The organism is Paenibacillus sp. FSL K6-4396 (assembly GCF_038002525.1).
In the GTDB taxonomy this organism is placed as follows: domain Bacteria; phylum Bacillota; class Bacilli; order Paenibacillales; family Paenibacillaceae; genus Paenibacillus; species Paenibacillus amylolyticus_B.
This window is the reverse complement of record NZ_JBBOCR010000001.1, coordinates 5,876,425-5,891,072: the sequence shown is the minus strand read 5'-3', so window position 1 is coordinate 5,891,072 and position 14,648 is coordinate 5,876,425. Positions and strand designations below refer to the sequence as shown.

Genomic DNA, 14,648 nt, shown 5'->3' with positions numbered 1-14,648 from the left:
CGAGGCGTATAATCCGTTGAGATATCAGAGCAATAAGAGGGGATACAGTTATGAATAGTGGATTAATCAACGCAATCATTGCGTATATCATGTGGGGGGTTCTCCCGCTGTATTGGAAGTTGTTTGAAAATGTACCGGCAGGCGAGATTTTATCGCACAGGGTCGTCTGGTCATTTGTCTTTATGGGAATTTTCGTTGCCGTCCAACGTCGTTGGGGTGACATGAAGCGAATTCTGACCAGTCGTTCGACCCTGCTGTCCCTTACCGCAAGTGGACTGCTAATTGCTATTAATTGGCTGATCTTCATCTGGGCAGTTAACAACGGTCATGTGGTTGAGACAAGTCTGGGCTATTATTTGAACCCGTTACTGAATGTGCTGCTGGCGGTTGTCTTCCTTCATGAAAAGCCAAACCGTGGACAATGGCTCGCGATTGCCATCGCTGGTGTCGCGGTGCTTATCATCGCTATCGACTACGGACGTTTCCCATGGGTTGCGATCTCGCTGGCCGTGTCATTTGGCTTGTACGGTCTGGCGAAGAAGAAGATCAAGCAAGATGCTTCAGTGGGCTTATTTTCGGAAACAGCTGTAGTTCTGCCCATCGCACTCGGCTACTGGATCTACTTGGCCATTGTGGGAAAAGCAACGGCATGGACGTTGCCTGCACCGATGTTCTTCGAACTGCTGCTTTCCGGCGTGGTGACGGCGCTGCCACTGCTGTTCTTTGCACGGGCGGCTGCTCGAATGTCATTGTCCACACTAGGTTTTGTGCAGTATATTGGTCCGACAATCATGCTGATCCTGAGTGTGTTTGTATTCAAGGAAACGGTCTCGCCAGTTCTGCTCGTTGGTTTCGCGCTCATCTGGATTGCGCTTATCGTATATGCAACCGCATCGATGCGTGCCACGCGACTTGCTAAGGTAAGCTGAAGATAAAGCTAATCTGGTATCACCATAGTTGCCCTGTCTGCCAATAAGGTGGACAGGGCCATCTTTTTGTTTGTGGGGAAACGATGGAATGACAAAAACTAAGAAGGCAGCTGATCAACGTTATGGTAAAATAAAGGAGTAATAACCAAAAAGAGTAATAGAAAAACGAGGAGGCGACAGATATATGATGGTTAATAACGGTTACCGCAAACGTGATCCATTCTTTGTAAAGAAGGGTGTAGTTAAGATACTATTTCAGTTTGCAGTTTCAGCAATAATCGGTAGTATATATGGGTTCATGATGGTCAACGAGACGATAGGTGGATATATTAATAAACTATTACCGAGCATGAATGGTCCGGATTTTCATTTATATCTGCCCGTTGTGATAACGGTGTTCATCTACTCATGTTTTATTCAGAAGAGACAACGGATTTTACTTGAAAAAATCTCATTTAGTTGTCTCCATATTTTTATTGCCCTGCTAGGCTGTATTTCTGCAGTTGTTGTGTTATTAGTGATCTAATTCGGATTCCTACGTATCCATACCTTCAGGCCCATCAACTGCATCAATGACACCTACAGCGAGTGTTGTTACCGCAGCGGCTGCTAAAAGATTCTTGGCACCCAGCTTGACTCTGTCCTTATCTTCCTCTTTCATGCCCACAACAACATCTTTACCGCTGTTATATACATACTTGGCTGATATCGCTACACCTTTTGCAGTAGTGGTTACGGCACCTCCAATATCAGCAAGCCCCGCGTCTATGGTAGTATCATCTTTTCGAATTGCACCACTGGCAAGATCATATGTACCACTAGCCAGTTGTCCAACGGTTTTGCCTGTATTGATCGTAGCTTTCTCTACACCGTTCCCGATTTCTTTGATAAAGGGGCTACCTGCGATCTCACCAACAACCCTGACGCTGCCACCCAACACTTTTCCGGTAACTTCCCCAGCCAATTGACCTATCCCTTTTAAGAAACTCATCCATTTTCCCCCGCTCCAATAAGAAGTTGATCCTATGTGTTATCTCAATAAACTTATTATATTCATATGTAAGCCAAAAGAACATCAGTCTCCAGCCCGAGTGGTGCACCCCTCCCCGATTGATCGACACGCTTGAGAAGTGCCCGATCCGATCCAGGAACGCCCACCACGCTGCAACCTCAAAACGCACTTCATCATAAAAAGGCGCTACTCCCACAGGAATAGCGCCTTCGTGCACTTGTTTTACCTTACTACTTAATCCATTTGACTACACACGGTTTTAGAAGTGTCTCAAGGAGCAGCAACGTAGTGGAGGGGGCGGAATCGATTCTGAAGAAGCGAAGCGTTCGCCTTTATCCCCGGATTTTCCCCCTATAAGGGGAATTCATAAAAATCTGGGGATAACAGCGATCATAAGAACGATCCGCCACCGGAACGCCACCACTGCTCCCATCCAAACTTCTAACCTCTCCGTGTTCTAGTCAATAAATCCTTCCATGACCGCCGTCGGCATCATATTAGACTGCCATGCGCCTTTGCCATAGCCGCCATTGTATCCTGGTGTAGCCTGAGGCTCCCAGTAGAATACACCTTTTCCTTTGCCGTTTGGCAAATTGCGGATTTGGTTTTTCATCGCGGCAACAAAACTTTTTCCAGCTGCAGCTTGGTTATTGTCCATGCCAATTTCGGAGATGATGATCTCTTTGCCATAACGGTTGATCATATCCTTGGCATTGTTTACCGTATTCGTCACAGCGGTGTTCCAGCCGGAAGCTGAAGGATAGAGGGACATGGCGATCATGTCAAAGTTAGCTCCGTTATTGATCAAACCACCAATATTCCATACATAGAGGGCGTTATCATCTCCACCTGCGAGATGCACAATGGTTTTGGTACCGCTGCTCAGGGATTTTACTGCATTATGGCCTGTATTCACCAGCCACGCATAGTTTTTCATGTTGGTGGATGCTTTGCCATCTTCCCATAACATGCCGTTGCTTGTTTCATTCCCGATCTGTACCCAGTCCGGGGTAACGCCTTTGCTCTGCATCGCCGTCATGACATCACGAGTGTGGTTCCATACCGCATCCATGAGCTGTTGGAACGTATAGTTTTTCCAGGCAGCAGGTTTAGTTTGTTGACCAGGGTCTGCCCAGGAATCGCTGTAGTGCAGGGTAAGCATTACACTCATGCCGGCATTCTTGGCACGCTGTGCGAGTGTAGCCGCACGATCCTTATTCATGTAACCGTTCCCATAATCATTCGAAGGATTAACGAATACCCGAATGCGGACGGAGTTGATTTGATAGTCTTTTTTCAAAATATCAATGATGTCACGTTGTACCCCGTTTTTATCTTTCCATTTGTAGCCTTGGGCTTCCATTCCGGGAACCCAGCTGATGTCGGCTCCTTTGGCGAAACTTGGTGCTGCGCTGGCATGCTGACCTGCGGGCAACAGGATGGAGGTGAATAACAAAACAAAAGCCAACATGATGGATGTCTTGAAACCCCTTACATTTTTGAACATTACAAGATGCCTCCTCGGATTTAGGTTGAGTTGCATCCTAATTATAGCCATCCTGGTTTGCTCTACTAAAGGGTCTATTTCCAATATTTTGTGTGTTTTCTCAACCTCTCTACAGAAAATGAGAAAACAAAAAGCCGTCCGAAGACGGCTTTTCTACCCGTGGCGCTTTTTGAAACATTGATCCGTATCCCGCGCCTCCACCAGATTCTTTTAGTTTGAGCTAGTGGATCGGGTAAGGGACACGTTCAACATGACATTAGAAATGTTGACGCACCTCCTTTCCTTGTGGCAAGAGTATACAACACCTTGTTTCGGAAAGCTAGTCTTTTTTACGTATTTAAGCAAAATTATTTTTCAGTCTGGAACATCGTGATATCTCGTGCATAATGGCTCTTTGTTCCGTCATTGTTTCGAATGCGTACACTGTCTTCACTGATCCGCTCCACAATGCCACAGCCGACCTCGCAATAGACACCAGCTGGGTCTTCCTGCCACGCGCTTACCATACATTGAGATAGTGCAGCCGTGAAAAACTCTATATTTTTTTGTAACGTTCTAGGTTTGTTGGATTTCATTATATACTCCTTTAATCAAATATATTTGGAATGAGAACAAGCAACCGGACCAAATCACACTGTACTTCACTTTACTCTGTCTATTGACCTTTGTAAAGGGATGGAAAAAGTTGCGGCCATGAGGTATCATTTACATAAATTTTACGTAGCGTTTACACTGCGCTGACGCTTGATGTTGATTACGAATAGTACAATTATATGAGAACTTCTAACCAAGAATAGATATGCAACACATTCGGAGGCCATACATGCATAGAGACGTCAAAACAGGTAACTACGTTAATCGTGATTTGAGTTGGGTTGAATTTAATCGGCGCGTACTTCAGGAGGCCCAGGATCCAACAACGCCTCTGCTGGAACGCATGAGATTTCTCGGCATTGTCGCTAGTAATCTGGACGAGTTCGTCAGTGTAAGGGTGGCAGAGACAAAAGAGAAGATCAAGGCCGGATTCACGCAAAAAGATTTTACAGGATACACGCCTTCGGGATTGTACCGCAGATTGATCAAGCGAACCGGGACCATGGTCGCCGAACAGTATAAAACGTATCGTGAACTCATTCGTCTACTCGCCAAGAAAGGCGTGAACATTCAGGAATATACAGATCTTAATGTGACACAGCAGCGCGCAATGGACCAATACTTTCATGAGATTATTTTTCCGGTACTCACACCGATGGCGATTGACCAGAGTCGTCCGTTCCCACTGGTACACAACAAGTCTGTATATCTGTCCGTGATGTTACAGAAGGAAGGGGAGCAAGAGGGCGAGCCGTTTATGGCTATTGTTCAGGTACCTTCCAATCTGCCGCGGGTAGTTCAGGCTCCCATTCGGGCGAATAGCAAAAAGAAAACATTCATATTGATTGAAGATCTTATCAAACATCATATCCATACGCTCTTCAGCGGATATATCTCGCTTGCTGCACAGGAGTTCCGAGTGACCCGCAATGCGGATCTGTTCATTAATGAAGAAGAAGCGGAAGATCTGCTTGAGGCTATTGAAAAAGAATTGCGACGCAGACGCCGCGGGGCTCCTGTACGACTGGAAGTCTGTAAGGATTTTCGTCCGGATGCTTTATTGGAATTGCAGGATGAATTTGATATTCAGGACCCGGTATATGAAATTGATGGACCACTCGATCTGAGTTTTTTGGCGGGATTCGTGGACAGTCTGGAAAGTTTCTCACATCTGAAATACAGTCCGGTGAAGCCAGTCTACCCACTTGAGTTTCTCCCAAGAGAAAGTCATTTTGAGTTGCTGCGCAAACGCGATGTACTGGTGCATCATCCATACGAATCGTTTGAACCAGTCACTGATTTTATATTGGAGGCTTCGGAAGATCCAAGAGTTCTGGCTATCAAGATGACATTATATCGGGTCAATGGCGATTCACGCCTTATTCCGGCACTTGCACTTGCCGCTGAGAGTGGTAAGCAGGTCACGGTGGTGGTGGAATTGAAAGCCCGGTTTGATGAAGAGCGCAACATTGCTTGGGCCCGTAAGCTGGAGAAGGCCGGATGTCACGTGGTTTATGGACTGGTTGGACTCAAGACCCATGCCAAAATCATTCTTGTCGTACGCAGGGAACAGCAGGGGCTGAGACGTTATGTTCATGTGGGAACCGGTAACTATAATGAGAGTACAGCCAAAGTGTATACGGACGTGGGACTGTTCACCTCTAATCCGATTATTGGGGAAGATGCATCCGAATTGTTCAATGAGATTACCGGATACTCCGGTCCGAAGGCATTGCAGGCGTTCCGCGTAGCTCCGGATGGTATGAAGGATGAGTTGTTTGCACTGATTCGTAGAGAAACGGAGCACGCGCTGAAAGGCAAACCTTCCAGAATCATTGCCAAGATCAACTCCTTATCCCATCAGGAAATGATTGATGAATTATACGAGGCTTCTCAAGCCGGCGTGCAGATCGATCTGATTGTGCGTGGTGTATGTTGTCTGCGTCCGGGGGTAGAGGGGCTCAGTGAGAATATTCGGGTCATTAGCATTGTGGATCGTTTTCTGGAGCATTCACGGTTGTTTTATTTTGAAAATAGCGGCAACCCGGATGTATTCATCTCCAGTGCAGACTGGATGACACGTAACCTGAATCGAAGAATTGAACTGATGTGTCCCGTGTTCGATCCAGAGCTGAAGAAAATGCTGGTCGATATTCTTAATCTGTCCCTTATGGATAATGTCAAAGCCAGAGAGCTTATGCCTGGTGGCAATTATGTATTTGTAAAAAATGAAAAGCCCCCGCTGAGAAGTCAGACGGAGGCCATGGGTATTATCCCTTGGAAGCCTGCTGAATGGAGTGCGTTAACGTAACTCCCCAGGCTTCCTTCAGATCCTTGACGGCTTCTTCCAGGCCATCAAGTTCCAGTAACGGCTCAGCTGTACAGGTGAATTGCACCTGTAGCGAGTCGTTTTCTTTTGTTGCTTCAATCGCAGCGATGCTTTCAGATCGATTGATGGCTTCAGCTACGCGCAGCAGAGAGCCAATACGATGAGCATGCCGCTCATCCGAGTTTTTCAGAATGTCCCGGTGCTTATTCAGCAGCTGGGGCGTTCTTTTTTTGGGATGATAATCAGCTGCACTGGCACTTAGAATGGTCTCCCGATGAGAAAGTCCATAGATGCTTGAATTCATGATCCAATAGGCCGAGTGCTGTGTATAACGGAAATAGTTAATCTGCTTACCTGCCATGTGCAGCATGGAGGATGCATACAGGATTCGGGCATCTGCTTGATCAGGAGGGGTACCTTGTAATGCCGTATACAGGGTAACCATATCCTGATGAATCCGTTGCAGACGTTTCTCTGGAATAGGCGGACCAAAATGGATAAAGTTGCGGATACTGTCTTTCAGCGCGTCTGGAACGACCGGCTGACCTCCAGCCATGTAATCACGCAACAACCCGTCTCGTAGACCCGCACCACTAACCACATAACGATCTCCCTGTATTAACTGGAAGATGGTTCGCAGGATCAGTACGCCGGGCACAATAATGTCTGCGCGATCTTTGGCGAGCCCAGGTACCTTTTTGCGCTGTGCTGAGGTGAGATGTGGCAAGGTGCGAGCAATATTCTCCATCGCTTCCTCACTGATCTCATAATGATGGCTCACAGGCAAAGAATACTGGGTACGCTTCTGTTCCACTTTGGCAAGTGTACGCATTGTGCCGCCAAGTCCGATGAGTGGCAGACCAGGGTGCTCACGAATCCAATCCTGTCCACGGAGAGCCTCAATGACTTCGTTGCATAATGCATTTGCATTTTCCTCGGTCCACTGATCTTCGCCCCCATAACGGGCATGTGAATTCACTGCACCAATAGGGAGGGAGATGCTATGTAACCTCTTCCGATCCTGAAAGACCGTGATCTCTGTGCTGCCGCCTCCAATATCCACGACGTAACCGTCTGCCAGATCAATGGATTGAGTGACACCAAGGAACCCATAATAGGCCTCCCGATCTCCCGATACACATTCAATGGTAAGCCCCGTCTCGGTCTCCAGCCATTCAATAATCTCCAGGACATTGCTTGCATTACGAATAGCTGCGGTAGCTGCTGCGCGAATCAGTTTGGTCTGATACGCTTCACAGGTCGCTTTGAATTGACGCAAGATGGTGATGGCTTTATCCAAAGAGTGGCGAAGGATGGTACCATCCGGCTCAACAACGCTGCTCAGACGAGCAGCGTATTTGTCTTCATGAATGATGCGATAGGCTGCATCCTGATCCAGTTCATATATAACTAGACGAATGGAGTTCGAGCCGATATCAATAATTCCTAAGGTTTCATTAGTACGTGTCATAAGCATCTCCTTCTACAGAGGTTCAACTACCCGAAGTGAAGAAGGGCAGCCATGGCTTCCGGTGAACCCGGCGGTGTGGCAGAGAAGGGCGTAGTTAACATAACAACAATGATAAAGACGATGAAACAGGCAAATATAAGACAACTCACGGCAAAGCCGCGATTACGCTTTTGCATAAACAGTCGAATACCTGTGACAAAGAGAAGTACCGTAACAGCTACCAGAACGATCGACATTGCAAAATAGGCTACGCCATAAAGTGATTTGAAAAATGCTTCCATTTGTTCAGAACGCTCCTTAGATCCTCATATTTAAGCCCTTCCAGCCATTCCTTAGTAGCATACGACAGATTGACTTGTTTGAAAAGCAAACCGGGCGCTTGTTCCCGTTTCCGCCATCACCCCTGGGACAGGTTACATGGAAAAGGGGCCTTTGCCGTGGACAGACATCCAAGAAAGCAAGGCTTCTGTTGAGTATGTATAAGGAAGGACTATTGTTTCAAGGAAGGAGATCAACCCATGTCGAGACAACTTGCAAGCAAATGGCGGAAGACAGCGGCTCTGATGAAATACCCGGTAGCTGCTGTCCATATCCCACAGACCAAGGCATTCAACTCGGGTAATCTGCTGCAAATGCTCAGTCATTATGGAATGGTGTATGTCAAACCTATTGTAGGAGGTGGAGGTTACGGTGTCATCCGGGTATCGGCGAGCGGTGGGGCTTATCGATACACCCACATGAAAACGACCCGTTCTTTCACCAGTTTCAGCCAGATGTATCGCTCTCTGGTGCGTGTAAAGGCTAGACGCAAGTACTTGATCCAGCAAGGCATTCATCTGGCAACAATTCAAGGGAGACCTGTTGATTACAGAGTCAAAGTGGTCAAAACCGAACGAGGCTGGGTATTCCGTTCCTTAGTAGGACGACTCGCTCGTCCCGGACTCTGTGTGACGAATCTGAGCAAGGGTGGAACCATGTTATCAGGAAGGCGAGCTCTTGGTTTATCCCTGCCACATATATCCGGTCGGCACAAACGCCGGGAGATGCGTTCCCTTACACTGACATGTACGTACATTATGGAAAGACATTTCCCTGGTGTAGGTCAGCTTGGATTTGATTATGGACTGGATTATTCAGGCAAGATCTGGATTCTGGAAGTGAATACCAGACCCCAATAGAAAATGAATGGGAAAACTCAAGAAAATTCAAAGAAAATCCGATAATATATAGAAGAAAACGATATGAAAACCGTTTGAAATTTTACATTACGGGGTAATTTACTCGCAACAAGTCTTGAAACTATGAATTTATTCCAAAAAAAATACGCAGATAAACGTTCTGACAGTAGTACAAACTTCCTGTGCATAAATATTGTCCACACTATACACGTTGATTACTCTGTATTTTTTCCATTTATCAACAAACTATGCACAGGATTTCCACATATCGTTGTGGATAACAAGAACGCTTGTTCTCTATATGAATCTCTGATATGATAGTTTTGAGGAAAAAAAAGGAAAGGTTGTGGCGGGAAATGGCTATGTTATCCGATGAGATGTTGTTGGATTCCTACCATAAAGCGATTGAGTTGAATCTCGAACGAGATTTCATCGCACTGCTGTTGGCAGAAATCCATAAGCGCAAACTGGGTACCGACGTATCTGCCATTCTTCACTAGAGATCCTCATTGCAGGCAATGTTACAGGTTTCCGGACAAGTCCCATAGTGAGACTGGCCATGGCGTGCTCGTCTGACAATGGTGACAGTACATCACATGATTGCAAACGTTTTCGACTTCGTCTGCCGTGTCAGAGGAAGGTTGGAATACGTAGGGGCTGTATGGTCCGGTGTAATCATCCAATTTGCCGCATTCTAACAGTCCCTGAAGGCAGTGGGGGCAAGCCTGCTCCGGTACAACCAGACCGTTACACAGCGGGCATATATAAGACAAGGGTATCCCTCCTGATATGGATTCACTCAGGAGTAAGATACCCTTTTTTGTATCAATATATGTTATTTCAGCAAAACTAGCGTTTCATGTTACTGCTGTGTCCTGGGGACAATTTGGCATCCGGATCGAAGTATACCTTTGCATTGTTGACGGCTGTTGGAGCTTCGCCGAATCCGACAGCGATCAGCTTCAGTTTACCTGGGTATGTTGTGATATCTCCGGCAGCGAAGATTCCTGGAATAGATGTTTCCATGCGGGAATCAACAACGATGGAATTACTGTCAATTTCGATACCCCACTCGGCAATTGGTCCGAGAGAAGAGACAAATCCGAAGTTAACGATCACGTCATCTACTTCGATTTCCTGAGTTTCTTTGGTTTTCACATGGGAAAGGGTTACTTTGGTAATCGTGTCATCCCCATGAAGTTCCGTGATTTCGGTCGGTGTAACGACATTCACCTTGGAATTCATCAGGTTTTCGACACTGTGCTCATGTGCACGGAACTTGTCCCTGCGATGGATCAGCGTCACTTGCTCAGCGATAGGCTCCAGCATGAGTGCCCAGTCTACCGCGGAGTCACCGCCGCCACTGATCAATACTTTTTTGCCGGCGAAGGCATTCAGATCACTGATGAAGTAGTGCAGGTTGCTCTTCTCGAACTTGGCAGCACCTTCAAGCTCCAGACGACGTGGTTCGAATGCACCTACACCAGCTGTAATAATGACGGCTTTGGCATGATATTCATTCTCATCCGTTTTCACGACGAAATGTTGCTCATCCTTTTTCTCCACCGATACAACCTTTTCTTCAAGGCGGATGTTCGGGTTAAAATGACTCATTTGCTCAACCAAGTTATTCACCAGTTCCTGAGCCGTTACTTTCGGGAATCCGGCTACATCATAGATGTATTTCTCCGGATAAAGAGCGGCAAGTTGTCCGCCAAGCTGTGGCATACTTTCAACCAGTGTAACGGATGCCTGACGCATCCCACCATAAAACGCGGCGAACAGACCCGCAGGGCCTCCACCGATAATAAGTAAATCAGTCATATCATGACTGGAATTTTGTGCAGTCAAGAATCAACAACACCTTTCATATTTTAATAGGTAGTTAACAGAAAGAATGTGCAGGCTACGTATCGTAACCGGCATGGGTGCTGAACTGTCTTTCCTATTATAAACGGTGTATTCAGGGTTGCAAAGTTAGCGGCGTCACGAAACTGGGAACAATTGATGAAGATCAGATGAGAATAGGATGAAATTGGAAATGAAAGGTTATGAAAAATAACAAAAAAAACCTTGATCTTTACTAGAAATACAGATATCCTTGACCTGTACTATGTGTTTTTTTGTCTAATTTAGAGTCAATATGTAATATGAAGACAGATCCCGTGTTTTGTAGAATCTTGTGGTTAATTTCACAACTTGAAACGATAACTTGCGTGCAAACGTATCAATTTCATAAACCTTTAGTTGCTTCAATCAAGTCTAGATATAGATCAAAACGGTTCGATACGTCGATATCTAGTTTCATAAAATCCATTTTTAGTGAGTTATGAAATTGATGCAAACGTTTAAATAAATTCGCGAAGTTAACATTTGTTGTCATAATGGGCAAGACATCATCAATATTTGTAAGTATGTGCATTTTGCATCTCACCCAAGATCGGGCTGATGCAAGTGAAACCGGAAGGGGTATAGACATGAGCAGTATTCCCAAAATCGTCATCCTCGGCGCGGGCTATGGCGGGATTCTGACAGCCCAGCGGCTGCAGAAGGAATTGAACTATAACGAGGCCGACGTCACATTGGTGAACCGGCATGATTATCATTATATTACTACACATCTACATATGCCGGCAGCCGGCACGGATACCATTGAGCATGCAAGAGTACCCATTTCCAAGCTGATTGATGAGTTCAAGATTGATCTGGTCAAGTCTTCCGTGAAGGAGATTCGTCTGCAGGATCGGAAGATTATTCTGGAGGATGGCACGTTATCCTATGATTATCTGATTATTGGACTAGGCGGTGAGCCTGAGACCTTCGGTATTCCGGGGATGCTCGATCACGCCATGACAATCCGCAGCATTAACTCGGTCAGACTGATTCGAGAACACATCGAATATCAATTTGCGATGTACAAAAACGATAACAAACGAAATCGTATTCGGTTTGTCGTAGGTGGAGCGGGTTTCAGTGGTGTTGAATTCGTAGCTGAACTTGCAGATCGTATTCCACAGCTGTGCAAGGAGTTCGACGTGAATCCGAAACATGTGCACATCTACAATGTAGAGGCAGCGCCTTCAGCTTTGCCTGGATTTGATCCGGAACTGGTAGAGCATGCGATGAATGTGCTCAAGAAGAAGGGCGTTACTTTCAAAATTGGTGTTCCAATCAAGCAATGTCTCCCGGACGGGGTTATTGTGGGTGAGGGTGAAAAGCTCGATGCGGCTACAGTCGTATGGACCGGCGGTATTCGCGGTAACTCATTGCTTGAACAGGCAGGTCTTGAAGTGATGCGAGGACGTGTGAAAGTAGATGATTATCTGCGTGCCCCGGGACATGAGCATGTCTATGTGATTGGTGATAATTCACTGGTCTTCAACGCGGAAGGACGGCCTTATCCGCCAACAGCCCAGATTGCGATGCAGCAGGGTGTAAACTGCGCCAAGAACGTCGTGGCGTCCATTCGCAAGAAACAGCCACAACCTTTTGTATTTACGAGCAAAGGCACGGTTGCTTCATTGGGTAAAGGTGAAGCCATTGCTGTTGTAGGCGGCAAGAAATACAAGGGCTGGAAAGCGGCTCAGTTGAAGAAGCTGGTTGATCTGCGTTATCTGTTCATCATTGGTGGTATTCCGCTAGTCCTGAAGAAAGGGCGGTTTTTTGGATGAGACATTGCAGTGTTCAGGTCCGGGGACTATTAACACGTGAAGAGCTGGATCGATACAACGCCCTGATGCAGGTCGGTGGTTATCTCGAGGAACAGGATCAGTATGATCTGGCCTACATCGTGCAGAAAGAAGTGGATATTCTCATTATGCCTGCGATTGAGCGGCTTAAAGAGAAGGGGCGTGACCGTGATCGGGCCACAGCCGAGTTCCTCGAATCGCTAAAAGCGGTAGATGAAGAGGACGATGATTAAGAATTAACATAGGCTTATAAAATAGAGTGAACAACTGCAAATGGATCATCGCCCGACTTGGTTGTCCACACGTACATGAATGAGAAAAAGCACCGCTGACAATATCCTTTACGGAGATGTCGCGGTGCTTTATTGTGCTTTGCATTATGTTTACAGCTTAAGCATGTCTTCCAACGTTTCTTCGTTCAAGAGGCTTCCCACATAGAACGAACCGAATTCGCCATAACGGGCACTCACTTCATCAAAACGCATCTCATAGACAAGTTTTTTGAACTGAAGTGCATCATCCGCAAATAGCGTAACGCCCCATTCCCAATCGTCGAAACCGACAGAGCCGGTAATGATCTGTTTCACTTTACCCGCATAGCTGCGACCAATCATGCCGTGACTGCGCATCATGGTGCGACGCTCGTCCATGGACAACATGTACCAGTTGTCATTCAGCTCACGTTTTTTGTTCATCGGATAGAAGCAGATGTATTGTCGTTGTGGCAGAACGGGTTTCAGACGGGCGATAATCTCCGGATTCTGCATCGGGTCTTCGCCTTCTTTGCCAAGATAGTTGCTCAGTTCCACTACACTGACGTAGGAATACGACTTCGTTGTGTATTGGGCAAACATCGTTTTGTTAAATGCGTTTTCAACAGCCTTCAGATCTTCCAGCGTTTCACGCAGGTGCATCATGCAAAGGTCAGCCTTTTGTCCCACTACGGTATAAACGACCGTGCTTCCCTGGGATGAACTCTCGACTTCTTTCCATTCCTTCCAGAATTCCTCCAGCTCGTCCAGGGCTACAGCACGTTCCTCATCATCTGCTGCTTTCCAGGCGGCCCAGTTAATCGAGCGAAAATCATGCAGGGCATACCAGCCCTCCAGTGTTGATGCGGCTTCGTTCATTGGTTGTGTTCCTCCTGCAAGGTATATTTCCAAATCCCTATAAGAGGTTGTTCAAAAAGTCCGCACTGAAAACCGGTCTTTTTGAATACGCACTATAAGGGACGGGTGAGTGCTTTATCGTTTACATTGTATCCCAACATGAAGCAGAAGGGCAAATGAACAGAGTATAATTATAGGGAAATTTGTCCAGAAAGTTCGTTGCTTCGCCACATTTTTTGCGGTACACTAACTACTATCCAGAAGTGAAACCTGAATGTGTGAAAGAAGAGGTGAATGGGCCCGATGCAATTTATACCTGTGTTGGTATTGATGGTATTATTTTTCGTTATGATGTTTGGTATCGGTTTCATTCTGAACATGCTGATGAAGACAACCTGGTTTCCTTCCTATCTGTTCATTATTGTAATTCTGCCTGTTGTTGTATACTCTCTATGGGATCAGTCGTCATCTCTGATGTCACATCTGGGTTCTTTCCAGCTTGTAGACTATATGACGGGCATCGCTGGACTGGCTGGTGCGATAATCAGTGGCTGGACGATCCAGAAGTTGCGTTTGGGTGGGTACAGAATGTTTTAGATTGTTGGAAAGAGGTAACACATGCCACTGTGATCGCGTGAAAGTCTTGTCTTTGTCGTAAACGCTTACGAGTACAAAGGGAAGGCTTTTTTTGCTATTCATTTATATTTAGAAGGATTATTGTACACTTGTATTCATATATATCTGGAGAACATTCTCTTCAGATCTTCACTTGTATTCTGCTGCTATAGCTTTTATAGTATTCTAGCGACTCTCGACATTTTATTTTAGAA

16 protein-coding genes are annotated in these 14,648 nt (G+C 46.1%); 8 read left to right on the top strand and 8 right to left on the bottom strand.

Features of this window, described 5'->3' with window-relative positions:
- Positions 1–50 precede the first annotated feature (50 nt).
- Both rarD and MHB85_RS25750 read left to right on the top strand, forming a co-directional pair.
- Positions 51–929 (top strand): EamA family transporter RarD, encoded by an 879-nt coding sequence (gene rarD, locus MHB85_RS25755; RefSeq protein ID WP_105601294.1) that lies wholly within the window; start codon positions 51–53, stop codon positions 927–929.
- 184 nt (positions 930–1,113) lie between these two features.
- A complete protein-coding gene (locus MHB85_RS25750; protein ID WP_149846793.1) occupies positions 1,114–1,455 on the top strand; it encodes a hypothetical protein in 342 nt (113 codons plus the stop codon).
- Positions 1,456–1,464: 9 nt separating this feature from the next.
- Here MHB85_RS25750 and MHB85_RS25745 read toward each other — a convergent pair whose 3' ends face one another.
- The 3 genes from MHB85_RS25745 to MHB85_RS25735 all read right to left on the bottom strand — a co-directional run bounded on the left by MHB85_RS25745 (position 1,465) and on the right by MHB85_RS25735 (position 4,023).
- Positions 1,465–1,920 carry a hypothetical protein gene (locus tag MHB85_RS25745; RefSeq protein WP_105601291.1) on the bottom strand — a complete coding sequence of 152 codons (456 nt, stop codon included), beginning with the start codon at positions 1,918–1,920 and terminating at the stop codon, positions 1,465–1,467.
- A gap of 478 nt (positions 1,921–2,398) precedes the next feature.
- Positions 2,399–3,448 carry a glycoside hydrolase family 53 protein gene (locus tag MHB85_RS25740; protein WP_091020822.1) on the bottom strand — a complete coding sequence of 350 codons (1,050 nt, stop codon included), beginning with the start codon at positions 3,446–3,448 and terminating at the stop codon, positions 2,399–2,401.
- Positions 3,449–3,795: 347 nt separating this feature from the next.
- Positions 3,796–4,023 (bottom strand): hypothetical protein, encoded by a 228-nt coding sequence (locus MHB85_RS25735; RefSeq protein WP_017692425.1) that lies wholly within the window; start codon positions 4,021–4,023, stop codon positions 3,796–3,798.
- A 248-nt stretch (positions 4,024–4,271) separates the two neighbouring features.
- Here MHB85_RS25735 and ppk1 point away from each other — a divergent pair, with 248 nt between their 5' ends.
- A complete protein-coding gene (gene ppk1, locus MHB85_RS25730; RefSeq protein WP_091020823.1) occupies positions 4,272–6,353 on the top strand; it encodes a polyphosphate kinase 1 in 2,082 nt (693 codons plus the stop codon).
- Here ppk1 and MHB85_RS25725 read toward each other — a convergent pair.
- Together MHB85_RS25725 and MHB85_RS25720 are read right to left on the bottom strand one after the other, a co-directional pair.
- Positions 6,313–7,842, bottom strand: coding sequence for a Ppx/GppA phosphatase family protein (locus MHB85_RS25725; protein ID WP_105601289.1), 1,530 nt, complete (start codon positions 7,840–7,842; stop codon positions 6,313–6,315). The two genes, ppk1 and MHB85_RS25725, sit on opposite strands and share 41 nt — an antisense overlap.
- A gap of 26 nt (positions 7,843–7,868) precedes the next feature.
- Positions 7,869–8,123, bottom strand: a complete 255-nt coding sequence (locus MHB85_RS25720) for a hypothetical protein (RefSeq protein WP_017692428.1) — start codon at positions 8,121–8,123, stop codon at positions 7,869–7,871.
- A 237-nt stretch (positions 8,124–8,360) separates the two neighbouring features.
- Between MHB85_RS25720 and MHB85_RS25715 the strand changes: the two genes are divergently transcribed.
- Together MHB85_RS25715 and MHB85_RS25710 are read left to right on the top strand one after the other, a co-directional pair.
- Positions 8,361–9,020 (top strand): YheC/YheD family protein, encoded by a 660-nt coding sequence (locus tag MHB85_RS25715; RefSeq protein ID WP_091020825.1) that lies wholly within the window; start codon positions 8,361–8,363, stop codon positions 9,018–9,020.
- A gap of 356 nt (positions 9,021–9,376) precedes the next feature.
- The gene (locus MHB85_RS25710) at positions 9,377–9,520 is read left to right on the top strand and encodes a sporulation histidine kinase inhibitor Sda (protein ID WP_017692430.1); all 144 of its coding nucleotides are present in this window, start codon (positions 9,377–9,379) and stop codon (positions 9,518–9,520) included.
- 21 nt (positions 9,521–9,541) lie between these two features.
- On the opposite strand, the gene MHB85_RS25705 is transcribed toward MHB85_RS25710, so the two are convergent.
- Positions 9,542–9,793: a hypothetical protein gene (locus MHB85_RS25705; protein ID WP_074096361.1), complete on the bottom strand. Its 252-nt coding sequence runs from the start codon at positions 9,791–9,793 to the stop codon at positions 9,542–9,544.
- Between the two features lie 76 nt (positions 9,794–9,869).
- Positions 9,870–10,844, bottom strand: coding sequence for an NAD(P)/FAD-dependent oxidoreductase (locus MHB85_RS25700; protein WP_210437008.1), 975 nt, complete (start codon positions 10,842–10,844; stop codon positions 9,870–9,872).
- Positions 10,845–11,497: 653 nt separating this feature from the next.
- Between MHB85_RS25700 and MHB85_RS25695 the strand changes: the two genes are divergently transcribed.
- Together MHB85_RS25695 and MHB85_RS25690 are read left to right on the top strand one after the other, a co-directional pair.
- Positions 11,498–12,691, top strand: a complete 1,194-nt coding sequence (locus tag MHB85_RS25695) for an NAD(P)/FAD-dependent oxidoreductase (RefSeq protein WP_036605766.1) — start codon at positions 11,498–11,500, stop codon at positions 12,689–12,691.
- Entirely contained in the window at positions 12,688–12,942 is a 255-nt protein-coding gene (locus MHB85_RS25690; protein ID WP_091020827.1) for a hypothetical protein, read from the top strand. The genes MHB85_RS25695 and MHB85_RS25690 overlap by 4 nt, the downstream gene beginning before the upstream one ends.
- A 150-nt stretch (positions 12,943–13,092) precedes the next feature.
- On the opposite strand, the gene hemQ is transcribed toward MHB85_RS25690, so the two are convergent.
- On the bottom strand, positions 13,093–13,839 hold the full coding sequence (hemQ, locus tag MHB85_RS25685) for a hydrogen peroxide-dependent heme synthase (RefSeq protein WP_091020828.1): 747 nt from the start codon (positions 13,837–13,839) through the stop codon (positions 13,093–13,095).
- A gap of 282 nt (positions 13,840–14,121) precedes the next feature.
- Between hemQ and MHB85_RS25680 the strand changes: the two genes are divergently transcribed.
- On the top strand, positions 14,122–14,415 hold the full coding sequence (locus MHB85_RS25680) for a YuiB family protein (protein ID WP_091020829.1): 294 nt from the start codon (positions 14,122–14,124) through the stop codon (positions 14,413–14,415).
- Positions 14,416–14,648: the final 233 nt, after the last annotated feature.